This is a genomic window from Wansuia hejianensis (genome assembly GCF_014337215.1).
GTDB classification, from domain to species: domain Bacteria; phylum Bacillota; class Clostridia; order Lachnospirales; family Lachnospiraceae; genus Scatomonas; species Scatomonas hejianensis.
Genome location: NZ_CP060635.1, coordinates 277653 through 301134, shown reverse-complemented (window position 1 = coordinate 301134; position 23482 = coordinate 277653). Strand labels below are relative to the sequence as shown.

Genomic DNA, 23482 nt, shown 5'->3' with positions numbered 1-23482 from the left:
TTTTTCTCTCCCGGCAGACCTGGGAGCAGCTCAGGCTTTTTTACGCTCCGTCAGGAGCATGTGTTACAGGATCATCTGATGCCTATTCCAGTGCAGGCGGCTGGGCAGACAATACCGACCACACATCCGCCGGCGCCGTCTTGCCGCCATTAATATCAGACGTCTGTATACCATAGGCATTTACCACTATTTCTTTCACGCTGTCTTCCAGCCCCTGGCCTTCCACCGCGTTTACGAACACTACCGATTCAAACAACGCCGGAGTGACTGCATCCTTTTCAAGTGCTGTACAGGCAGCGCTACTGCCGTATACATACAGGTATGTGTGGGTTTTCTTCCTATCATCTGTGGAGCCCTCACCCACCTGCGCCCACCCTTCCTTAATCTCATAGCTCCATAGATCTGTATCTGCGGCTGCATTTTTCTTGCCGCCCTCATTAACTGTCACCAGTTTTTCATACGGAACCACCACTTCCATAAAAACATACTCCGGATTGGTTCCGTCATTTCTGATCTGCGGATCTTTCGCGATTTTCTGCATGGGAGTGATGTTCTGGGCCTGCTCAGGATTCCAGGCTGGTTCCAGCAGCTTGAGAGATATCTTTCCTGTGGTAAAGGTATTCGTCACTGTATCAGCGTCAGTAAAATATGCCGCAATTCCGCCAATTGCCAAAACCCCTGCCAGTGCCAGCGCAAGTACCAGTGTTTTTGTTGTATTTTTCATTTTTCTTCCTCCTTTTGTTTTTTAATCCACGTATCTGCCGTTGCCGCGATTCATCCCTCCACCTGCGCAGATGGGGGAATCATCGCTTATTGTGGATGAAAACTACATGACGGCCATTATTGTCTTTTCTGCCTGGATTTTTCTGCCCGTATTCTCAGCAATAGGATCGTTCCGCCGCCTGCCGCCAGCAACAAGCCCGTCAGCAGGTTCCAATTGTTATTGTCGCCGGTGCGGACTGCACCTTTGGCTGCCGCACTGCCTCTCTGTCCTCCCGGCACTGTCTTCTTTGCTGAATCTAACAGGCTGATCCAATCCCGGTCTACATCATCCTCATCAGGAATTACCTCCTCCGCGGAGACAGACACTTGGTTTTCGAGATCGCTGCTGTTATCAACCGTTTCTTTCAAATAGGCGGTATAAATGAGATCTACAGAATCTCCGCTCTCCAGGCAATCCAGTTCAACAGTGCCGTTCTTTTCAAATGTTACATGGATCATGCGCCCCTCTGATGATTTCAGATTCTTCTGTTCCCCGGAAAATTCTGCCCCTGATACCCAGCCTTTTAATGCTTCATCCATTTCATCTCTGACCCTGACCCCGTGGGCGGCTGCATTTCCGGAGTTGGTGACTGTGATTGTATATTGCACCGCCTCTCCGGCGCGGTAAGTCCCCTGGATTCTGGTTCCTGTATATCTTCCTGACTGCATCACAACGCCTGTTGTCCTGTCCGCATGTTTTGCCGCCTTCAGGCGGGGAGTCCTGATCCGTAGCCTGTCGCTGTCTGTATCATCTTCATCCTCCGGCACTGTCAGCAGGGTCTCCGGGACGCCTTCTCCCTGCTCCGTCTCCTGTCCCGCATCATAGACGGCAGTCACATGAACCGTATTCTCCAACAATTCCAGATATCCCGCATCTTCCTTCAGGCAGATCACATATTGCAGGGTCACAGACTTCCCTGGCAGCAGCGTTTCCGCCGCTAAGATTTCCTGTGAGCCTTCCACGCCCCCGTCCTTCTGATTGACCGTCTGAAAGCTTCCTCCGGTCATCCAGTGGCTTTTTCCCGGTACTGCCAGCTCTTCCAGCTCCTTTTGAAGCTGGTCATTCAGTTTCACCTGATATACAGGCACATTGCCGCAGTTGGTTGCCGTGATTTGAAAGCTGACGTTCTCGCCGCTCTTATACCAGCCAGGTATTTTCTCTCCTTCATATCTTCCTGCCTCCAGCCTGGCTCCCTGGGTACGGCCGGCCAGTTTCGCCACGCACAATTTGGGCGTAACCACATAGATTTTGTCCTGATCCCAGTCATCCCCGTCTTCCGGAACCGGTTTCCATTCCGCCGGCTGATTCGGATTCTGATCGTACTGTCCCTGGATTCTTACCACATTATTTAAAGCTTCCAGACAGGAAGCATCCTTTAGTAGCTTCACCCGGTAATCAATGCTGACGCTGTCCCCGGGCCGCAGCTGGTCCAGCAACACTCCTTCTTGGGTAACCGCCTTTACCGTCACCGGATTTCCCTGGCCGGAAGACAGCGTCTGGCCTTCCTGAAGTTTTCCGCTGTGATTATGAACTGAAAATACTCCGCTGTTTTCTTCCAGGTATTGTTTTAATTCCCCGGAAGGCTCTTCTCTCAGCCACACCTCAAAAGCGGTCACGTTGCCCGTATTCGTAGCGGTAATTTCAAAGGCTACATCCGCGCCGGCAGGATAGTACCCCGGAATCTTGCTTCCCTGATACCTCCCGTTTTCCAGCTTATCAGCCCCTGTCGTCCGCCCGGCCTTTTTGGCCACGGCCAGAGCCGGATTCATTTTCTCATTGACAACAGAAAGATGGCAGCCTTTCTCAGTAATCTCAACCTCGTAAACTTCCACCGGCTTCAGATAACCCGGCGCACCTGACTGTTCAGTGATTTCCCAAATTCCGCAGGTCAGGCCATCCACTGAAGCCCCGCCGTCTTCTCCGGTCTTCAATTCGGCACGCTCGCCCGTCTCCTTATGTACGGCCGTAAATACAACGTCCTTTAAATCCCTGCCGTCGCTCCCTTCTTTGGTAAGCTCCAGCCTCCCCTTTATTCCAAAAGGAATCTTCAGGCGGACGGGGCTGCCCTCTTCCCAGATGCAAAAGCTGATATCCTGTACGTCATCCCGGTTTTCACTGCTTTTGAAGCTGATCCCCAACACTCTTTTATCCGACAGCATCCCCCTAATTTCAGGGCTCAGCCATTCTGTCTCTCTGCTCACTGGAGCAGTCAGATAGAAGCTCTCACCACCCTTTACTGTTACTGTACCCGTGTACTTCTGTCCGTCTTTAACCGCCTCCAAGCCGCCATCCAGAACCAGGCTGATCCCGTTCCGGCTGTCTGCCTGAAGATGAAGCTCTTCCGTCCGCTGCCGGCCATTTTCATAATAGACTGACGGCAGCTCCGGTTGCAGGCTGATTCCTTCAGCGCTCCAGTCTTCTTCCCTTTCCACAGCCGCCATCAGCGCGGCAGCAGGCTCCCAGCGGATAAATTCCTGGCCCCTGCCGATATCCCCGCTGTGTATTTTGGACAGCACTATATGCGTGGCCATATAAGCAGTTTTCCCCTCCGGGGACTGGATATAATCCAGCTGCGCTTCATAGGTGCCGCGGCCCCGTCCATTCTCCCAGATAGACCGCTGACCGCAGAATCCGAGCTCCATTGCCTTTGAAGCCATCGCATTTCTCTGATATTGGTAAATCTGTTCGCTGACCGCTGCTCCCGGAACATCAATTTCGCTTCCACTAGGATTCGACAGAGACATATCCATACAAAAACCAATATGTTTTTCGGTGTCCGGACCATTCTGATATGTCACGCAGAACACAGCAGTTCCGTTGACCTCCTCAGCGGCGCTGTAGGAATCCGGCAGCTGATTCGGATACATTTGTCCGGTGACAGGATCTGTCTTCAGCGCTGAATCAGAAAACCTCAGTGTTCCTACGGACTTTACCTCCGCCTTGCCAGATACACTGCCCTCCTGCTGCCCGGAATCAATCACGCCTCCGAATATCTGCACACCGGTTGCCGCAGCTGTTAAAACGGCCATGAGAACCGCAAAAAGACAGCCCGGTCTATTTCTTCTTTTTCTCAAGCATGCTCCTTCCCTCTCTTCCACACATGCTTTATCCAGAAACTTATTCTATTCTGCCAGTGCACATCATCTCCCTTCATGCTTACTCAATTGGAAACTTTGGCGAAACGCCTGTTGGATGAATCATCCAGAAATGATAACTTCTGCAGGAGATCTCCCGCTGAAAGTAAAAAAAGTATAGCACAGAACCGTCCATTCCACAAGCTCAGATGACTATATTTTATAAAACTTTAAAATTCTGTATTGACTAATTCTCCAAAAGTGATAAACTAAAATGCATGGAAGCATAGCTCAGCCGGGATGAGCGTTCGCCTCACACGCGAAAGGTCAGGAGTTCGAGCCTCCTTGCTTCCATTTTTTATGCCCTTTTTCAGGTCTGCGCGGTAAATAGCCATCTCTAAGATATAATTCCCCACGAATAATATTATTACTGTCAGTATATATTTCATTCCAATAGTACCATAAATTGTAATACTATGTCGAAAAACGTAAAATACGAGACATTTCACTGGAAATATTTTACAATCCTATTATAAACTTGCATAGGAGGGATTGTAGAATGAGAAAAACAGACCAGCTTTTGCAACAGGCAAAATTTTCAAAGCGTTATCAGGGTTATCATTACCTGCTTCTATGCGTAGAACTAGCCGCCGAAGACGAATTACGCTTATGTTCACTAATCAAACAGATTTATCAGCCTGTAGCAGACCAGTACCAGCTCACTTATCAGGATATCGAAAGGAATATCCGGACCGCCCGGGATTATGCCTGGCAGAATGGGGGAAAAGAATTTCTGGAGGACATCAGCGGCGGAAAGTTTTATGAGCCTCCGGCCGTTGGGGAGCTGATCGAGATACTGGCTGACTTCCTGAACAGCAGCGCATAAAGAAAAACCCTTGAAAATCAAGGGTTTCTTAACAGCTGCTGACGAGACTCGAACTCGTGACCTCCGCCTTACCAAGGCGACGCTCTACCACCTGAGCCACAGCAGCATTCTTGCTCACTACAAGAAAAGATTCTACCAAAACACACAACCTTTGTCAAGAATAAAACTGCTTTTTTTACATCTTTTTTCCCAAACTGAAATTCACACGCGGTCACCGGCGCCATATAATACAATAAAGCAGACTAATTTTTTCCTGTCAAAGGAGGTGAAAGCCATTAAAATCAACTGGAAGATCCGTCTGAAATCCTGTAAGTTCTGGATACAGATTTTGCTCGCCGTCGCGACTCCCGTCTCTGCCTATTACGGGCTAACAGGGGCCGATATGACGACCTGGCCCAAATTGTTCGGCACTGTGCTGGAAGCTATCTCTAATCCCTACGTCGTAGCCACAATGGCTGTCTCAGTCTTTAACACGATCATCGATCCAACCACTGCCGGACTATGCGACAGCCGCCAGGCGCTCACATACACAGAAGTAAAAAAAGAGCAGAAGGAAAGCTCATAACACCTGTTCCGGAGAGGAGGCCGTATCCGAATACGTCCCCCTCTCAACGGCATTGCTAATATTCCAGTGTCCGGTTCACCTTCGCCCGTATCCTTTGAAGAGCGTTGTCTATGGACTTGGCGGGTCTTTCCAGCTCTTCGGCGATCTGCAGGTAATCCAGGCCACTCAAATACAGGTCCAGCACCCTGCATTCAAAGGGGCTGAGGTTTTTCTCTATCGCGCTTCTCAAGTTTTCTGTAGCCTCCTGATCCAGAAGGATCGTTTCCGGGCTTTCTGCCGTCCCCAGGTTGTATTCCTCCTGGTTTTCTTCCAGTTCATTCAGTGAAATCGATGTGTTCAGCGGATGATGCTTTTTCCTCTGGGCCGATACCACCGCTGAATACATCTGTCTCGAGATGCATAATCCGGCAAAGGTCTGAAAAGATGCTTCTTTGTCGGGCTGATACTCCCGCACAGCCTTGTACAAGCCCAGCATCCCCTCCTGAAGCAAGTCCTCATGGTCTCCGCCTGCCAGATACAGGGCGCGAGCCTTCTTCCTGACCAGAGTCTTGTACTTATCCATCAGGTATTCTGCCACAGGTGTCTCTCCCTCACGCAGCATCTGAATCAGTTCCTCATCTGAATATGCATCGTATTTTTCCATTTTATCCCCTCTGTCTGACGATTTCATAAGCCAGAATCCCTGCAGCTACGGAAGCATTCAGGGAATCGATATCACCTTTCATCGGTATGGAAGCTATGAAATCGCATTTCTCCCTCACCAGCCTGCTGACTCCTTCACCTTCATTTCCTATGACCAGCCCGACCGGGCCCCGCAGATCCAGATCATACATCCGGGTGCCGCCCATATCCGCGCAGACAAACCAGATCCCTTCTTTTTTGAGCTGCTCGATGGTATTGGTCAGATTTGTCACCTTGGCCACCGGCGTATAATTGACCGCACCCGCAGAGGCCTTTGCGACTGTGGCTGTCAGCCCAGCCGCCCGGTGCTTTGTAATGATGACGCCATGAGCGCCGGCCAGGTTCGCCGTCCGGATGATAGCCCCCAGATTGTGAGGATCCTCTATCCCGTCCAGCAGGAACAGAAAAGGAGCCTCTCCTTTCTCCCCGGCGCGGGCCAGAATCTCCTCCACCGAAACGTATTCGTAAGAGGCCGCCATCGCTATGACGCCCTGGTGATTGCCCGTCTCTGACATCTGATTCAGCCGCTCCTTGGCCACAAAGCTCACAATCGTATCATGCTTTTTCGCCTCCCGGAGAATAGTCTGGATCGGGCCGTCGGAGGAACCGAGCTGGACGTATATCTTATCCACGCTCCGCCCCGCCCGCAGAGCTTCCAGCACGGCATTCCGGCCTTCCAGCCGGTTCGGCAATTCATTAGATTCTTTTCTCATATTTTAATCCTATTCCTCCTCTGGGGCAAGGCCCATTTTTATCAGATCAATCATCCGGGTATAATCCCCCTTCAGGTAGAGATAACCCATGACCGCTTCAAACCCAGTAGCCCTCCGGTAATCGGAAATACTGGCATTCTTGGCCGTCGTATAGGACTTCGCATTGCGGCCCCGCTTGTAAACATGGATCTCCTCCTCCGTGAATTCCCGTTCCAGCACCCCTATCATCTCTGATTGCTTCTCTGCCTTTACCAGGCTGCTGGCATGTCTGTGCAGCTTGTTCACCTGGGTGTTCCCCTGGCGGACAATCATAGTCCGGATGATCAGATCATAGATAGCATCCCCGATATAGGCCAGCGTCAAAGGGGAATACTGTCTGAGATTCAGCTCCGGCAAGCCAAACTGTTCCTCCAGGTAGCTCAGGCTCTCTTCCATTTCACTCCCTCCCGGGTATCCTCCAGCATAATCCCCTTTTCCAGAAGTTCGTCCCGGATCGCATCTGCTCTCGCAAAATCTCTGGCCTTCCTGGCCGCCTGCCTCTCGGCGATCATGGCTTCAATTTCGCTGTCCAGAGTCTCCTCCTTCTTCTCGGCTATCAGCCCCAGGACATCGCAGAGTTCTTTGATCTCCTTCTTCACTGCTCCGGCAAAGGCCTTTGAACTTCCTTCACCCGCTTCTGTATTCGCAAACTTCACCAGTTCAAAGACGGCTGCGATGGCATCCGCGGTGTTCAGGTCGTCATCCATTGCCTCCTCGAACTTCTCTCTGTATACCTTCATGGCATCCAGCTTCTCCTGCTCGCCTGCAGCCAGCCCTTCCTCCCTGGCGGCGGCCTCGGTTCGTTTCAGCGTATCCACTGCCGTCACAATCCGTTCCAGCGCATTCCGGGAGGATTCCATGATCTGCTCGCTGAAATTTAAGGGACTGCGGTAATGGGCGGAAAGCATGAAAAATCTGAGTACCTGAAGATCATATTTCTCCCCGATCTCACGAACAGTAAAGAAATTCCCCAGAGATTTACTCATTTTCCGGTTATCGATGTTCAAAAACGCGTTATGCAGCCAATACCGCGCGAATATTTTTCCATTGCAGCACTCACTCTGGGCAATCTCATTCTCATGGTGGGGAAAGATCAGATCCTCTCCGCCGGCATGGATATCTATCTCTTCGCCCAGATATTTCTTTGACATCTCAGAACATTCAATGTGCCATCCCGGACGGCCGTCGCTCCAGGGCGCTTTCCAGGACGGTTCTCCCTCCTTCTTCGGCTTCCAGAGCACGAAATCCAGCGGGTCTTCCTTCTGATCCTCTCCCGTCACCAGAAGAGAACGCTCTCCGGAACGCAGATCATCCAGATTCTTGTGAGAAAGCTTCCCATATTCCGCAAATTTTCTCGTGCGGAAATAAACTGTTCCGTTCACGTTATAGGCGTAGCCTTTATCCACCAGCGTCTGAATCATCTCGATCATCCCCTGGATCTCCTTCGTCGCCTGAGGATGCGTCGTCGCAGGACGCACGTTCATAGCCGCCATATCTTTTTTGCACTCCTCAATATACCGGCTGGAAATCTCTTCTGCCTCCACGCCCTCTTCCAGCGCCTTGGCTATGATCTTATCATCCACATCTGTAAAATTGGATACGTAATTCACCTCATATCCTCTATATTCCATATAGCGCCTGGCGGTATCAAATACAATCATCGGCCTGGCGTTCCCGATATGGATGAAATTGTAGACCGTCGGGCCGCAGACATACATGCGGACTTTCCCTTCCTCAATCGGCACAAACTCTTCCTTTTTCTTGCTCAGTGTGTTATACAATTTCATTTAGCCTTTTCTCCTTTTCCCTTTCTGACCCCTCTACTAATCAGGATAAAGCGGACAGCCTTCCTGTATAATAAAAAGAGAATTCCGTCTTATATATAAAGACGAAATTCTCCGCGGTCCCACTTTATCTTGAAAATACTGATATTTTCCACTCATGTACTTAACGCGTGACATACGTGCCCGGCTACTGTCCTTCGCCGGACCGGCTCCCGGATGCACTTCACAAACTGCCGGATCAGGCCGCTTTCAGCCGGCGGCGGCCGTTCTCTGTAAATCTGCCTGGTCTGCTACTCTATCCGTTCCCTGCCTTTATCTACAATTAGTCTATTCATATTCAGGAGTTTTGTCAAGTAAAATGTATCTGCTCCCTCCTATTTTCCAGAGTGCCTCTGTATCAGCTTCACCACTTCCATAATTGGTATGATCGCAAGCGCCAGCCCTATGGCAATACCATATTCCATAAGTGATATATGCTCAAACTGGAACGCCTTCGCCAGGAACGGCACCTCTATTACCAGAGTCGTACACAGGAAAGATACCAGCATAGCGCCCCAAAGCCACTTGTTCTGATGCTTCATCCGGAAGATGGACTGCCTTCTGGAACGCATGTTGAAGGAATGGAAAATCTCGATCATGGACAGGGTGAGGAATGCCATGGTCATACCGTCCGGACTCGTGGTAATCTCCCAGACGCCTGATTCCACATAATGTCCCACCATATAGGAGATCAGGACCATAACTGTGACAACCGCCCCCTGGAACACCACGTCAAAACCCATTCCTCCCGCGAAAATACCGTCTTTGGCGTCTCTGGGCTTCCGCTTCATGATGTCGCTCTCACTCTTCTCCATCCCCAGCGCCAGGGCCGGGAAGCAATCGGTGATCAGATTGATCCACAGGAGATGAACCGGCTTCAGAATCACAAACCCAAACATGGTGGCGATGAATACGGACATCACCTCCGCAAGGTTGGAGGCCAGCAGGAATTGTATCGCCTTCCTGATATTGTCGTAAATCCGCCTTCCTTCTTCTACAGCGGATACAATGGTCGCAAAGTTATCGTCAGCCAGCACCATATCAGCCACATTCTTCGTCACATCTGTTCCTGTAATACCCATTCCCACACCGATATCGGCGCTCTTGATGGACGGGGCGTCATTCACGCCGTCGCCTGTCATTGCCGTAATTCTGCCTTTTTTCCTCCAGGCATTGACAATGCGTACTTTATGCTCCGGCTGTACCCTTGCATAGACCGAATATTTCTCGATTTCCTGCTCCAGCTCTTCATCACTGATATCATCCAGCTGTGACCCTGTTATGGCCTGATCGGCGCTGTCGATGATGCCCAGCTGCCTGGCGATGGCCACCGCCGTATCCCTGTGATCCCCGGTAATCATGATCGGACGGATGCCTGCCTCCCGGCATTCCTGAATGGCGCCAACTACCTCCGGACGCACCGGATCGATCATTCCCGACAGCCCTATATAGCACAGATCCTGTTCCAGAACCTCTGCCTCATTGCTCTCAGGCTCTCTCTCCCAGAAGCGCTGAGCGCCGCAGAGCACACGCAGCGCCTGGTCAGCCAGCTTCTTGTTGTCCTCCAGGATCTTCTGACGGACCGCCTCCGTCATCATCTCCTCACCGGTACCGTTCCAGAACCTGGTACAGCGTTTCAGCACCTCGTCCGGAGCGCCCTTCGTGAACTGCAGCACCTTCCCTTCCGGAGTCCTGTGCACCGTGGACATCATTTTCCTCATAGAATCAAAGGGAGCTTCACCGATCCTTGGATAATCTGCAGATAGTTTCCTTTTCGGCACCCCCTGTTTCGCGGCGTCATTTACAAGAGCGCATTCTGTCGGCTCTCCGGCCGCCTCTCCGTCTTCACCCTGTTCCGCGTCAGAGCAGAGGGCCATAGCCATGGCCAGGCGCCTGACATCCTCTGAAACGTGCTCCACAACTGTCATCTTATTCTGGGTCAGAGTGCCTGTCTTATCTGAACAGATCACCTGCGTGCAACCCAGCGTCTCAACTGCCGTCAGCTTCCGGATGACAGCATTCCGCTTCGACATATTAGTTACGCCGACGGACAGCACAATGGTCACAACCGCGGCCAGCCCCTCCGGGATTGCCGCAACCGCCAGCGATACCGCTACCATAAAAGTATCCAGCATGCCCTCACCACTGATGTTGGGATATGAACGGATCAGGTCAACGGCAAAGATCACCGCGCAAATCACCAGCACTAGAACGCTGAGCACCTTGCTGAGCTGATTCAGCTTCAGCTGCAGAGGGGTTTCACCATCCTTGGCATTCGCCAGGGCATCGGCAATCTTCCCCATCTCAGTATCCATGCCCGTACCAGTTATAACTGCCCGGCCCCTTCCATAGACTACGGTGCTTCCCATATAACACATGTTCTTCCGGTCGCCCAGAGGCACGTCCTTGCCTCCGTCCAGCTCCAGCCTGCCGCTGATCTTGTTGGCCGGAACCGATTCCCCGGTCAGCGCAGCCTCCTCGATCTTCATGCTGGCACTTTCCAGGATTCTCGCGTCTGCCGGTACCGAATCTCCTGCTTCCAGCGCGATGATATCTCCCGGAACCAGCTCTTCACTCCGGAGCGTTGCCTGCCGTCCGTCTCTGATTACCTTTGAAGTGGCAGCTGCAATTTCCTGCAGGGCCGCAATGGCTTTTTCCGCCTTGCTCTCCTGTACCACTCCCAGAACGGCATTAATGATCACTACAATCATAATAATAATGACATCGGCAAACGACTCCCCTGAGTACGCAGATGTTATACCGGAAATCACAGCCGCAGCAATCAGGATCAGCACCATGGGATCCTTCAGTTCCATCAAAAACTTATGAATCAGGCTTTCCTTCTTGCCTTCCTTCAGCTTGTTCTTCCCGAATTTCTCCAGGCGCCTTCCGGCTTCCTGGGAACTCAGGCCATCGTTTCCTGTCTCCTGCTGTTTCATCACTTCCTGCACTTCAGACAGATATTCCTTCATTCAAGTTCCTCCTTTTCCTGCAGGGGAGCAGCTAAAAAAAGACTTATCTGCCGCATAGCAGATAAGTCTCGTCATTTCATACAAAGCCAGGAGCTTCTTCTCCGTGTGTTGGCTTCATCGCGCTTATGCGCCGACTACTCCCTTATTGCATAGATTCTAACATGGAATCTTCTGGAAGTCAACGCTAATTAACTTTTGTCATGCTCTCATCTGGCCGGCGGGCATCCTCCGCACCCATTACAAGTCTTCCCCATCCGGTCATCTTCTATACTGTCAAGAGCGCGGCTCAGCGCACAGACCGCGGACGCAGCAATGCCTTCCATCGCTCCCGTAAAGCCCAGGCCTTCTTCTGTAGTTGCCTTTATATTGACCTGATCTGATTCCAGATGCAGGACAGATGCCACATTTTCCGCCATCTGATCCAGATAGGGGCGGAGCCTTGGCCTCTGTGCTACAATTGTCGCGTCAATATTCTCTACCAGGTACAGCTTTTCCTCCAGCATCTCACCCACCTTCTCCAGGAGCTTCAGGCTGGATACCCCTTGATACGCCGGATCAGAATCTGGAAAATGGTATCCGATATCCCTTAAAGCCGCTGCTCCTAATAGGGCGTCCATGATGGCGTGTACCACCACATCTGCGTCTGAGTGGCCTGAAAGCCCTTTTTCATATGGGATTTCCACTCCGCCCAGGATCAGTTTCCGGCCTCCTGCAAGCTTATGAACGTCGTATCCGGTTCCAACACGCATGTCTACACTCCTTCTATCTCAAGCATCTTCGCGATCCTCAAAAAGCTCAAACGTCTTCTGACATAGGGCGCCAGCAGAAGCGACTGTCCAGCCACATCTTCTGGAAGGCCGATCTCTCCCAGTGTCATGCAGCAGCCCCCCGCCCGAAGCATTTCCCTCAGCTTATCTCCTGGAGGGATCTCATCCAGGACCCCGGCAATTGCCGGAAGCGCCCTGTTCAGCCTGTCGGGATCAATCTCCAGCATCGGATCCGGCGTATTCTCTTCCGCCACCGATTCATACAGGCCCTTCGCCCCAAAGGTATCCATCAGGAGCTGCTTCTCCGGGCCGGAATACATCTTCACATAGCAGCGCCCTTCCTCAATGGCCTCCAGAAGCCTCCGGTAGCACTGTTCCGCCAGCAGCATCCCGACGCCTACCTTTTCCCCATGAAGCGCTTCCGTATGTGGATTAATCACTTCCATTTCCCAAAGATGAGATAAGTGATGCTCTGCACTGGAAGCGGGCCTGGAATTCCCGGCCATCTGCATAGCCAGTCCGGAAAGCAGCAGCGCATACATCAGCCGTTCGCAGGCTTCCGCATCCTGTTCCCGGATATCATCCAGCCGTTTGACAACTTCCCGGATCGCCTTATACTCGATCTCACAGATTTTATCGCAAATATATTCACCGGTGACCAGGTTCGCGATCCTCCAGTCAGCCAGGCAGATATACTTGCCCAACAGATCCGAAATCCCAGACGCGGTCAGCCGGTACGGAGCCTTTGAAAAAATATCTGTATCCGCGAACACATACAGCGGGGCCTGAGCCGGCAGGGATTTCTTCATCCCGTTCCAGGTCATGGCCGCTATGGTTGATAAAAACCCATCCACGCTTGCCGCAGTGGGCACGGATATGAACGGAATCCGCCTCTGGCTGGATACATAACGGCTCAGATCGTGGATCGTACCACTTCCCACCGCCAGAATCAGGTCTGTCTCCTCAGGAAGTGTCTCTTCCAGAATCTCCACGCTTCTGTTATCCGCCTGAAGCCCTGCTGACGACAGGCAGATTTCCTGACAGATCTCTGCCACATCCTCCAGCGCCTCTTCCGCCGCCTCGCTGGTATTGTCATCCCATACGATAACCGGGGCAGTAAATTCCCTCAGTTCTCCTTCCGTCAGCATCTCATACAGACGTTTAGAGGCACCCTCTTCAATCCATATTCCCCGTACAGATATTTCGTGCGCCCTGCCACAAGTGCAGGGCTTACGCAAATGCTCTAAATCCATTTCCATTTTTCTTAACTCATCCTCCGTCTACTGATTGTCAATTAAACCCGTATACCTTTTGGGCCAGCTTATATCCATACTCGGACAGTTTCCGGCCGCCCTTGCCGGGCAGGTTCATGGCTGCTCCGGTAATTCCCCAGCGGATCTTCAGGAAAGTCCTCAGATCCTGCTGCTTCAGATATTCCCAAAGCTGCCGCTTCTTCTCCAGGCTGTCTTCCGTGCCGGAGCGGATCAGCATGATGGAAGATACCGTCATGATAATCGCCAGGGAATGAATCATAAACTCCCTCTGGCGGCCCTTCAGCCCTTTCTGGCGGCCCATATATTCGATCATCGCGTTATTAACCAGCAGCTGCTGGTCCATCCGGCCGATCATCACCGCTTCATTCACCGACTGGTCAGCCCTGCCGATGTAATAACGGTAGAAGTTCACATTCAGATAGTACATGGAGCGCACCAGCGGAAACGGTATAAACGCATACAGATTGTCCACATAAAAAGTATGCTCCGGCAGCTCCAGCCCGGATTCCCGCAGCAGAGCCGTCCGGTAGATGATCGAATGCATGAGGACATAATGGCTCGGCCCCAGACGCTTCATCTCTTCCCAGCCAAACACCTTGTCCTGTGGAAAATTATAAATATAGCGCATGACTCGTTTCTTTCTCGCGCCCTCTTTTTCATATACGTAATTGCTGAACAATACATCAACAGTCTCCGGGCCCCGGATGATGGCGTCCAACGTCTTTAATATTTTCTTATAGGACTCTGCGTCTACCCAGTCGTCGCTGTCCACAACTTTGAAGTAGAGCCCTGTCGCGTTCGCAATTCCAGTATTAACCGCGCCGCCGTGTCCTTTGTTCTCCTGATGGATCGTCCGTACGATCGTCGGGTATTTCTCTGCGTATTCGTCGGCGATCTGCGGCGTGCGATCCTTTGTGGACCCATCATCCACAATCAGGATTTCCACGTCCTCCCCGCCGACCAGAAGTGATTCAATACACTTTCTCATATAAGCTTCTGAATTGTAACAGGGTACAGCAATTGTCAATAATTTCATTTTCTTTTCCTCTGCTAATTTTTTTCCTTCAAACCCAGATTCAAATTCATATACCTGGCATATGCCCCATAGGCCGCCGGCACAGGGTATTCTTCCTCCGCATGCTTCGTCTCGGCCAGTATCAGGCCGCCGCTCTTCGCACCTTCAAAAGACGCTACTCTGACAGCATATCCGATCATGTGCCACTCCACATGGGAAAAAATATGCTTTGCATCATCCAGCTTCTGGATCTGCAGGGGCGTAAGCCCCGCCTCTTCTACCCATTCCAGCGTTTCCCGCCGGTTCAGATGACCCGGCAGGTTCGGAAATTCATACAGCCCGGCTAAAAGTCCCTGATCAGGCCTTCTCCGGAGAGCGATCCGTTCTCCGTCCTGTATCAGCAGAATCGTGCGCGCCTCCACCCGCCTGCCCTTCTTACCGGCTTTCACCGGATATTCCAGCTCCCGGCCGGCTTCATGGGCTCTGCAAAGCTTCTGAAGGGGACATTCTCCGCATTTAGGGCTTCCGCCCGGGACACAGATCACAGCTCCCAGCTCCATCAGCGCCTGGTTAAAATCTCCCGGATCATCCTTCGGCATAACTGCCAGCAGATCCTTCTCTACCTGACCTTTGACCGCCTGTCTGGAAATGTCTCTGTCGTCCTCGCGGACCCGCGCCAGTACCCGCAGCACGTTGCCGTCCACCGCCGGAACCGGAATCCCGTATGCGATCGACGCGACAGCCCCGGCCGTATAGCTCCCGATCCCGGAAAGCTTCTTCAACGCCTCATAATCTGCCGGAAGCTTCCCTCCGTATTCATTCACAATGGTAACTGCCGCCTTCTGCATGTTCCGGACCCGGTTGTAATAACCCAACCCTTCCCACAGCTTCAGAAGTCTGTCCTCCGGACAGGCAGCCAACTCCCTGACAGTTGGAAGCTCAGATATGAAATTCTTGAAATAGGGTTTCACCGCTTCCACCCTAGTCTGCTGGAGCATGATCTCCGACACCCAGATATAATAGGGGTTCCTGTCGGCCCTCCAGGGCAGTATTCGCTTGTTGTCCTGATACCACTCTGTCAGCGGTCTGATAATTTTCTCCAGCATGCTTCCCACCTGTCGTCTGTCTGCGGCGGCCGTCCACTCTGATTCCGCCTTTACATTCCTTATTATCATGCCACAAATCAATAGAAAAAGCAAAATAAATATTGTAATATTAATAAAATCTTATTAAAATAGAACAGAATGTTATGATCCGCGGGCGCCAGTCCGCGAACAGCATTGGCAGAATACAAAATTGAAAAGAGGATAAGCCATGATAGACAGCATCATATTTGACGTAGACGGGACCCTGTGGGACTGCACGGATACAGTTGCCCAGGCCTGGAATGACATGTTTGAAAAGGAACCGGATATAAACATCCGCCTGACGGGAGACGATCTGAAAAAGCTTTTCGGAAAGCTGTTGGAGGAAATCGGGGCAATACTATTCTCCGATTGCCCGCCGGAAAGACGTAGGGAACTTTTGGAAAAGTGCTATATCGCTGAGGATGCTGCCTTGCGAGACCATCCTCCGCTTCCCTATGAGGGGTTGGAAGACGTGCTGAAAATTTTATCAGAACGCTGCCCTCTGTACATCGTCAGCAACTGTCAGGCAGGCTATATCGAGCGTTTTCTTGACGCCACAGGTTTCGGCCATTATTTCTCCGGCCATCTCTGCCCCGGGGACACGGGGGAAGCCAAAGCAGCCAATATAAGCGCGATCATCCGCCAGAACAGCCTGCATTCCGCTGTATATGTCGGCGACACCCTGGGAGATTTCGAGGCCGCCCACCAGGCAGGCGTCCCCTTTGTCTATGCCTCTTACGGCTTTGGACAGGTGCCCGCACCCGATTACACCATCGATTCTATCTCAGACCTTCCCGCCCTGTTCCGGGAATAAGCTTCACCTGTTACGCGCCGGTGTGCGGCTGAAGAGCAGCTCTCCTTAATAAGAACTAAATACTGCCGCAGTGAACAATCGCTCAACTGTTCACTGCGGCAGCTTTTCATCAGAACTATTACGGTCTGTTACTGCTCGTATTATCATATATAATTTTCTACTCTGCTTCCTTCTGAAGATATTCCCTGACGCCTTCCGCATCGTTAAAACTGCATGGCTGTTCTGCAATATACATAATTGCATCTTCCCATTCACCCAGCGAATACTTGCTGATATCCAGCTTCTCAGCCGCTTTAAATATCTCTTTACGCTTATCCGGCTGATGCAGATCAGATAAATACTGACATCCGGTCCACCGTGCCAGATCCTCTAATAGTGAACCTTTCTCTTCCTTCATCCTCAGTACCTCTTCCCCATTCCTGTTACTATAACTAGACAAAGAGTAACAGAGCAACAGTAACGAAATTGTAAAATCCCAGTTTGTAAAACATGTTAAAAAATGACAATTATTATTGTATCATGTTCGTTACCAAAAGTCTACCCGATGTGACAGAAATTCTACCTAAAGGAACAAAATTCTTATATTTTTATTCAGACATCTTCACCCTTCTCAGGAACGTCTGATAACTTACCCCGAGAATCTTTCCTGCCTTTCTGGACGTTATCCTGCCCTCCTTCCATTGCTGTTTCAGCTCATCAAATTCGTCCGGCATCTCGATTGGCGGATGGCCGAATTTCACTCCTCTCGCCTTCGCCGCGGCTATTCCTTCTGCCTGCCTCTGCCGGATATTTTCCCGCTCAGTCTCTGCGACATAGGACAACAGCTGCAGTACGATATCCGCGATCAAAGTTCCTGTCAGATCTTTGTCGACCCTTGAATCCAAGAGCGGCATGTCCAGTACGATCAGATTTACCTGGCGCTCTTTTGTCAGGTTCCGCCATTGTTCCAGTATTTCTTCGTAATTTCTTCCTAACCGGTCAATGCTTTTCACCACAAGCGAATCTCCGGGCTTCAGCTTTTTCAGAAGCCTGCGGTACTTCGGCCTGTCAAAATCCTTGCCAGACTGCTTCTCAATAACCAGCTGGTCGTCCCTCAGGCCATATGCCCGCATGGCGATCAGCTGCCTTTCTTCATTTTGTTCCTTGGTAGAAACTCTTACATAGCCGTATGATTTTCCTGCCCTCATACGTATCCTCCTTTCTTCCTTGTACTAAACATGATACGGTATAAAAAGAAAGACCGTACATAAAGTACCGTCTTTCACCCATTTTACTATATATCAGGAGGCTTACGCTCTGGTAATTTCTTCCATTTTTAGTTATATCTGTTTTTTTACCCGGTGCCCGCTCTCTGAGAGGAACAGTCCCGCCAGTGTCAGCCCGATTCCCCCTGCCGCTGCAGCCGTTATTTTCTCATGAAGGACAATCACTGATGTTACCGTTGTGATGACCGGAACCAGGTAAATATACACACTAGTCCTCACGGAACCCAGCTTCCTGACCGCAAGATTCCAGGTCACAAAGCACACGGCGGACGCTCCCAGGCCGAGAAAAAGGATATTGCCCAGATTGCTGCCGTCCAGCAGCTGATCCGGTGTTACCCGGAAATCCATCAGCACCACGGCCGGAATCATGAATATCAGCCCATAGAAAAATGTCCTTCTGGTGGTCTGGACCGTATGATATCCAAATTCGCTGATTTTCCTTGTGATAACCGCATACACAGCCCAGACCACCGCCGCCAGCAGGGCCAGCACATCTCCCAGCGGATTGAGCTGCAGAGCCTGCTCACTGCTGAAGCTAATGAGAAAAATCCCGCAGATCGCCAGGACAAATCCAAAATAAAATCTTCGGGACGGCCGCCCACCATGGAGAAATAACCGGCTGAAAATAGCGGTAAAAAAAGGCGCCACTGAAATCACAACCCCCACGTTTGACGCCTGTGTATACATCAGCGCGACATTTTCCAGCAGATAATAAAGTGTAACCCCGCAGAGACCCGCCGCTATGAAATACTTCTCCTGCCCCTTCTGTCCGGGCCTCAGGAAATGTGGCTTTACCAGCCAGAGAACCAGATATCCCAGCATAAAACGGAGAAACAGGATCTCCACCGGCGTAAAAGTTTTCAGAAGTATTTTCGTTGAAATAAACGTTGTCCCCCATACAAAGATCGTGACAAAGGCGGCCAGATGCCCGGTCGCCGGATTATTTTCTTTCATGCCGTTTTCCCCCGTCTGCTTTGCAGTCTTCTGTAAATATTTTCTGATATTGTTTCGGCGTGACTCCGATAAATTCTTTAAAAAAGTTGGTAAAATGGCTCTGATCCGAAAAACCCGCCATCCCCGCGGCATCCACCGGCGGAATTCCCTGTTCCAGGTATTGCTTCGTCCGTTCCAGACGCACATTTTGCAGGTAACGATAGGGTGAGACTCCCGTCTCCTTCGTAAATACCCTCAGCAGATAGGACTTGCTGAAACCCGACCGTTCCGACAGCTCGTCCAGGGAAATATTCTCACTGAAATGTTCCTCTATAAAAGCACACAGCTTCCGGATCTCCATCCCCGGCATTCTGGGGTCCGGCTCCGAAAATACTGCATACCCCTGCAAAACAGCTTCCAGCAAAAAATAAAAGCTTTCTTCCCTCTCCAGCCGCGGAGCGCCAGACAAAATCTCTCCGTAAAGCTCCTTCAGCCTCACTGCCAGCTCACCCTGCCGGACAACCGGCTCCCGGAACTGCGGCAGACAATCTGATCCATTTATTTCACTGACCGCGGCTTCCATCACTTCTGGCTTGATGTTCACTGCCCGGTAATCCAGCCTTTCTCCATTCAGCGGAGCGCAGAAATGAGCCTCCCTGGGATTGAACAAAACTATATCCCCAGCCGCCAGGTCATATTCCCTGTCCCTGCACCAAAGATGCCTGCTTCCCTTTTCCACAAGGCCGATCACATAATAGTCATGAAAATGCTTCGGAAACCGCTGTACAATCCCGCACAGGCTGTAGGCCTCTATATTCAAATCTGCGTCATAAAATATCTTCCGTTCTTCCTGCTGTTCTGGCATAGGCCCTCTCCTCTTCTCCTGTCCTCTCATACACTCCTGTATTCTACCACGGATTCAAACATAATTCTTGTATAATATCGTACAAGTATTATTGGCTGAAAAAAGGCGGCAAGCCTGCCTGAAAGTGCCGTCAAAGGCGCGGCTCTATGGAATTCGTGGCTGCGCTGCAAATTTCAGCCGCATAGTAAAGAAATGCCGGTTTCCCTGCGCGAGGACTTTCATCCTCTGGAAACCGGCATTTCTCATTTAAAACTGGCACCCATATCGTTCACCGATTACGAGGCACCTGGAATCCTCCCCGTGTCCGACCATCTGCGTCTTCGCCATGGGAAGGCTGCTGCTGCCCACCGCTTTACGGATAAGCTCCCGCAGCGCTGTCACGCCCAGGGCGGCCTCTGCCTCTGTAAATGTACCCAACAATAAGCCGGAGATTTCTTCAAAGGCTCCCATCTGCCTCAGTTGGTTCACCATGGAAACCACCGCGGCGGCAGACCCTCCAAGGGTCTCCAGAAACAGGATTTTATCCCGGAAAGATGGGAAATAGGGCGTACCCGCCAGCTTTAAGAAGCACCTCAGGTTGCCGCCAATCAATATCCCCTCCATCTCGTGACCCTGTATGGCCTCCCACTCCACCTGGAACAGCCGTCTGTCTGTTCCGCTGACGGCTGCCTTGAACGCTGCCGTCTGCCTGTCACCGTCTGCTCCGGTCAGATTCCTCACATTGTACAGAAAGGAACGGCCCCCCGTTCTGGCATAGACCGCATTCATCAGGGCCGTCAAGTCACTGTAGCCCCAAAATGGTTTGGGATTAGAAGCGATCACTTCATAATCCAGTTCTCCCAGTATTTCATTGGACAGATTGCCGCCCGACAGATCAAAAATTGCCCTGATACTGTGGTCCTCATAGAAGCGGTTCAGCGCCTCTCCTCTTCTGCGGGGGGATATGCCAAAGGGCGCTTCGCCCGAGAATATACAGTCGCTCCGTACTGGGTCCAGGCCTGCCTCCCTAAGCACTTCCAGCACTCGTTCCGTACCCTGCTCTTCCGAAAAAGGCCGGGCATCCGAACAGGCAGTTATGCCGACTTTACAGCTTTTCATAAGAAACCAGCTCCTGTAGCGGAATTCTCTTCTCCCGATGACGTTCGGGACTCTGAGGTTCTTCATCACTGTAACCTACTGCCAAAATACTGACAGGCTCCAGCCCTTCCGGAAGCGCAAACTCCTGCTTCACCACATCGGGCTTAAAATAGCCGATCCAGACACTTCCCAGCCCAAGAGCCGTGGCTTCCAGCATCATATGATCGGTCAGGATCGCCGCATCAATATCACCGCTCTGTTTTTCATCAAAAGGACGCACCCAGGCTTTTCTATAATCTGCACACACAAGCACGGCCAGCGGTGCCTGGTAGATTTTCGCGGCTTTTGAAAGCTTCGCAAGCCCTTCATCACTCTGAATCACCAGCAGGCGCACAGGCTGAAGATTGGCCGCAGTCGGCGCCACATGGGCCGCTTCTAGGATCTTATGAACCTTTTCTTCTTCCACTTTCTTCCCGTTATAAGAACGGACGGCATATCTCTTTTTCATTAACTCCAGCAAATCCATGTGATCACTCCTCTTTACTTTATTATCTCAGGCCTCCCCCTCTTCCGTTCAGGCATACATTGCGGGCAGCGCCTGAGTACGCTATAATTGTACCACTTTCTATTTATTTGACAAGAATGTACTTTTTAGGAATATGATCCCTGTCCTGGATGCGATGTGCAGTTGGGGCGCTTTTTATCTGTCAGCCGCCAGACAGACAGAATAACGCCGGTTCACGGTTTCCCCACTATGGGGCATATCCGGTGAACCGACGCATCTCTCATCCGACGTATCATTGTCTCATTTAACGAAGGTGTCAATCACTGTCTTTACTTTTTCCAGCGCCTCTCTATCTCCGTTTCGGACCGCACTCGTAATATTTTCTTTGATATAGGATTCCAACATTATTTTTCCGGTGTTATTCACCGCCGCTTTTACGGCAGCCAGCTGAATGAGCACTTCGCTGCAGTCCCTTCCATTCTCCACCATGGTTTTAATTGATTTCAGATGGCCGACAGCTCTGGCCAGCCTGTGAACGAGAGCTTTTTCCCTTTCGTCTAACAACTTCGGCCCGTCCATCAATAGTACCCGTCTTCTTCAATATCCCAGCTATAACCCAGTTTCCGGGCGATTTCATCCGACAGGTCCGGATCGAGCAGCTCCGTCACAACTCCCAGAGACATATTGAAAGCAGCCGCAGAATTGGACGAAGAATAAAACTTCCCATCCGCAACCCATTTCACATCAGGTATCCAGCTGATACCCGCGGTAAACATCCGTTTCCAGTTCTCAGCCATTTCAAAATCCGCCACATGGCGGTGGAACAGCTGGCCCGTCTGCGCAATGATTCCGGCCCCGCTTCCGACCATCAGACAATAATTCACACTTTCAGCCGCCTTTTTCAGAAAACCGGTCAGAATTTCGTCATGAGTGATCAGCCGTTTCGCTCCCCGTCCTCCCGGTATGACCAGGATATCCTTAAGCAGCACTTCACTGGCCGCTTCCGTCCATACCTTGACGCCCTGGCTGCTGTTCACGATGTCCCCATACATGGAAACATAGTTGATATGGAAATAATCCGGCCTTTGCCCGAACACCGAAACTGGTGCAAAGGCATCTAAGGTTTCAAAATCATCATATAGAAAAATATTCACGTTCATAAACATCCCCCTGGGTTTATGTATTTTTTCAAGCAGGCATTGCCGACTGTTCTTCTGCCCCTTCGCTGGCATGTGTTATATGATACTCTGGAATCTAAATACAGTATACAAGCTCCTTTCCTCCTGCACAAGCTACCCCTGGGGATGTTTTTCTATTTCTGCAGCAGCTTCATGCTGCATTTATAGAACGCTTCTCTGACACGGTTATCCGGCTTCAGATCCATAAGGAAAAATGGCTTTTCTTTGATGTTCTCCGCATAAGGTGCCAGAAATCCCTCCACCTGCCGATACAGCTCCTCATCATTTTCAGGCGCAGGCACAGCCTGATTATAAGGGCAATGAATTCCAATCAGAATCTGATCCCCGTATGCCTCTACCAGCATCCGTTTATCATTCATCGGCTGGCCGCCCCAGATATCCATTCCACATTCCAGCATAGCCGGCACCAGAGCCTCATTCTTCCCGCAGGAATGAAAATCGAATATCAGATTTTTCTTATGGCAGTGCTCAACAATCTGTTTCATATATGGTACAATCATTTCACGGCAGATATCCAGCGAGAAGAACGGGGCCCTCTGTGATCCCCAGTCATCATGGAAAAATATGGCGTCCACATGATAATATTCAACAAACTTGTCGATCAGGCGCTTGTAAAAGTCTGCCAGTTCCTGGAACAATGCTTTCACGTCATCCTGCTGCTCCTCATCGATCAGCGCAACAGCCGCCGCTTCAAAATCCACAAATGATATCAGACGTTCAAACAAACCGTTAAAGATCCAGGCAGTGACCAGCTTATCTGTATTCAGGAATTCCCGGTTTTCCTCAGCACTTTTTTCCCAGTCCCATCTGTCCAGCTCCGGAAAACACACTTTCTCCCTCCATTCAGAAACCTCTTTTAAAAATGGCCGGCCCGGTTCTACCATAGAGCCGCCTGCAATATCGATATATTTCCACTGAACTCCAAAGATATCTGCTCCGCCTACCGGTCCGTCATAAGGCATCCCATCCACTACAAACGCACGGGCGACGTTATCCGGATAGATGCGGGGGGCAAAGTTCACAGAATCTGATTTCATGGGCAGCCACAGGGGATTGCGATGCTTTGCCGCACGTATGTAATTCTCACGGGGGGTAATCGGCGGGTTATTAATTAATAACATATCC

23 protein-coding genes, 2 tRNA genes and 1 other annotated feature are annotated in these 23482 nt (G+C 51.0%); of the genes, 4 read left to right on the top strand and 21 right to left on the bottom strand.

The features are described from left to right. Positions 1-82: 82 nt before the first annotated feature. Both H9Q79_RS01380 and H9Q79_RS01375 read right to left on the bottom strand, forming a co-directional pair. Positions 83-724, bottom strand: coding sequence for a TasA family protein (locus H9Q79_RS01380; RefSeq protein ID WP_118646139.1), 642 nt, complete (start codon positions 722-724; stop codon positions 83-85). 116 nt (positions 725-840) lie between these two features. After that, positions 841-3837 carry a SpaA isopeptide-forming pilin-related protein gene (locus H9Q79_RS01375; protein ID WP_249329056.1) on the bottom strand — a complete coding sequence of 999 codons (2997 nt, stop codon included), beginning with the start codon at positions 3835-3837 and terminating at the stop codon, positions 841-843. A 280-nt stretch (positions 3838-4117) separates the two neighbouring features. Here H9Q79_RS01375 and H9Q79_RS01370 point away from each other — a divergent pair. Next, a tRNA-Val gene (locus H9Q79_RS01370) sits at positions 4118-4191 on the top strand. A 205-nt stretch (positions 4192-4396) separates the two neighbouring features. Next, entirely contained in the window at positions 4397-4723 is a 327-nt protein-coding gene (locus H9Q79_RS01365) for a sporulation initiation factor Spo0A C-terminal domain-containing protein (protein WP_249329055.1), read from the top strand. Positions 4724-4756: 33 nt separating this feature from the next. Here H9Q79_RS01365 and H9Q79_RS01360 read toward each other — a convergent pair. Beyond that, positions 4757-4829: transfer RNA gene (locus tag H9Q79_RS01360), tRNA-Thr, on the bottom strand. Positions 4830-4988: 159 nt separating this feature from the next. Between H9Q79_RS01360 and H9Q79_RS01355 the strand changes: the two genes are divergently transcribed. Further along, positions 4989-5288, top strand: a complete 300-nt coding sequence (locus tag H9Q79_RS01355) for a phage holin (protein WP_249329054.1) — start codon at positions 4989-4991, stop codon at positions 5286-5288. Between the two features lie 55 nt (positions 5289-5343). On the opposite strand, the gene H9Q79_RS01350 is transcribed toward H9Q79_RS01355, so the two are convergent. The 9 genes from H9Q79_RS01350 to mutY form a co-directional block, all read right to left on the bottom strand. Beyond that, positions 5344-5931, bottom strand: coding sequence for a sigma-70 family RNA polymerase sigma factor (locus H9Q79_RS01350; RefSeq protein ID WP_118646129.1), 588 nt, complete (start codon positions 5929-5931; stop codon positions 5344-5346). A gap of 1 nt (position 5932) precedes the next feature. Then, on the bottom strand, positions 5933-6682 hold the full coding sequence (gene rlmB, locus H9Q79_RS01345; RefSeq protein ID WP_249329053.1) for a 23S rRNA (guanosine(2251)-2'-O)-methyltransferase RlmB: 750 nt from the start codon (positions 6680-6682) through the stop codon (positions 5933-5935). A 9-nt stretch (positions 6683-6691) separates the two neighbouring features. Then, positions 6692-7117 (bottom strand): Mini-ribonuclease 3, encoded by a 426-nt coding sequence (locus H9Q79_RS01340; RefSeq protein ID WP_118646127.1) that lies wholly within the window; start codon positions 7115-7117, stop codon positions 6692-6694. Then, positions 7102-8508, bottom strand: a complete 1407-nt coding sequence (gene cysS, locus H9Q79_RS01335) for a cysteine--tRNA ligase (RefSeq protein ID WP_249329052.1) — start codon at positions 8506-8508, stop codon at positions 7102-7104. The genes H9Q79_RS01340 and cysS overlap by 16 nt, the downstream gene beginning before the upstream one ends. Positions 8509-8602: 94 nt before the next feature. Beyond that, positions 8603-8821: a binding site (T-box leader), on the bottom strand. 58 nt (positions 8822-8879) lie between these two features. Next, on the bottom strand, positions 8880-11516 hold the full coding sequence (locus H9Q79_RS01330; RefSeq protein WP_118646125.1) for a cation-translocating P-type ATPase: 2637 nt from the start codon (positions 11514-11516) through the stop codon (positions 8880-8882). A 206-nt stretch (positions 11517-11722) separates the two neighbouring features. Beyond that, positions 11723-12265, bottom strand: a complete 543-nt coding sequence (ispF, locus tag H9Q79_RS01325; RefSeq protein ID WP_118646123.1) for a 2-C-methyl-D-erythritol 2,4-cyclodiphosphate synthase — start codon at positions 12263-12265, stop codon at positions 11723-11725. A 2-nt stretch (positions 12266-12267) separates the two neighbouring features. Continuing rightward, on the bottom strand, positions 12268-13542 hold the full coding sequence (locus H9Q79_RS01320) for a sn-glycerol-1-phosphate dehydrogenase (protein WP_118646121.1): 1275 nt from the start codon (positions 13540-13542) through the stop codon (positions 12268-12270). Positions 13543-13573: 31 nt separating this feature from the next. Then, positions 13574-14593 carry a glycosyltransferase family 2 protein gene (locus H9Q79_RS01315; RefSeq protein ID WP_118646119.1) on the bottom strand — a complete coding sequence of 340 codons (1020 nt, stop codon included), beginning with the start codon at positions 14591-14593 and terminating at the stop codon, positions 13574-13576. A 14-nt stretch (positions 14594-14607) separates the two neighbouring features. Further along, positions 14608-15678: an A/G-specific adenine glycosylase gene (mutY, locus tag H9Q79_RS01310; protein WP_249329051.1), complete on the bottom strand. Its 1071-nt coding sequence runs from the start codon at positions 15676-15678 to the stop codon at positions 14608-14610. A 208-nt stretch (positions 15679-15886) separates the two neighbouring features. Between mutY and H9Q79_RS01305 the strand changes: the two genes are divergently transcribed. Next, on the top strand, positions 15887-16513 hold the full coding sequence (locus tag H9Q79_RS01305; RefSeq protein ID WP_249329050.1) for an HAD family hydrolase: 627 nt from the start codon (positions 15887-15889) through the stop codon (positions 16511-16513). 157 nt (positions 16514-16670) lie between these two features. On the opposite strand, the gene H9Q79_RS01300 is transcribed toward H9Q79_RS01305, so the two are convergent. The 9 genes from H9Q79_RS01300 to H9Q79_RS01260 form a co-directional block, all read right to left on the bottom strand. Further along, complete coding sequence (locus tag H9Q79_RS01300) at positions 16671-16910, bottom strand: hypothetical protein (RefSeq protein ID WP_118646117.1); 240 nt, start codon at positions 16908-16910, stop codon at positions 16671-16673. Between the two features lie 190 nt (positions 16911-17100). After that, on the bottom strand, positions 17101-17700 hold the full coding sequence (locus H9Q79_RS01295) for a recombinase family protein (RefSeq protein ID WP_118646115.1): 600 nt from the start codon (positions 17698-17700) through the stop codon (positions 17101-17103). A 132-nt stretch (positions 17701-17832) separates the two neighbouring features. Continuing rightward, complete coding sequence (locus H9Q79_RS01290) at positions 17833-18732, bottom strand: DMT family transporter (protein WP_249329049.1); 900 nt, start codon at positions 18730-18732, stop codon at positions 17833-17835. Next, the gene (locus H9Q79_RS01285; RefSeq protein WP_118646113.1) at positions 18719-19576 is read right to left on the bottom strand and encodes an AraC family transcriptional regulator; all 858 of its coding nucleotides are present in this window, start codon (positions 19574-19576) and stop codon (positions 18719-18721) included. Before H9Q79_RS01285 ends, H9Q79_RS01290 begins: the two co-directional genes overlap by 14 nt. Positions 19577-19822: 246 nt before the next feature. Then, the gene (locus H9Q79_RS01280) at positions 19823-20674 is read right to left on the bottom strand and encodes a S66 peptidase family protein (RefSeq protein ID WP_249329048.1); all 852 of its coding nucleotides are present in this window, start codon (positions 20672-20674) and stop codon (positions 19823-19825) included. Beyond that, on the bottom strand, positions 20661-21179 hold the full coding sequence (locus tag H9Q79_RS01275; protein WP_249329047.1) for a nitroreductase family protein: 519 nt from the start codon (positions 21177-21179) through the stop codon (positions 20661-20663). The genes H9Q79_RS01280 and H9Q79_RS01275 overlap by 14 nt, the downstream gene beginning before the upstream one ends. A 279-nt stretch (positions 21180-21458) precedes the next feature. Beyond that, positions 21459-21722, bottom strand: coding sequence for a metal-sensing transcriptional repressor (locus H9Q79_RS01270; RefSeq protein ID WP_249329046.1), 264 nt, complete (start codon positions 21720-21722; stop codon positions 21459-21461). 14 nt (positions 21723-21736) lie between these two features. Then, positions 21737-22318 (bottom strand): DJ-1/PfpI family protein, encoded by a 582-nt coding sequence (locus H9Q79_RS01265; protein ID WP_118646107.1) that lies wholly within the window; start codon positions 22316-22318, stop codon positions 21737-21739. A 152-nt stretch (positions 22319-22470) separates the two neighbouring features. Further along, positions 22471-23478, bottom strand: a complete 1008-nt coding sequence (locus tag H9Q79_RS01260) for a uroporphyrinogen decarboxylase family protein (RefSeq protein ID WP_118646105.1) — start codon at positions 23476-23478, stop codon at positions 22471-22473. Positions 23479-23482 lie beyond the last annotated feature (4 nt).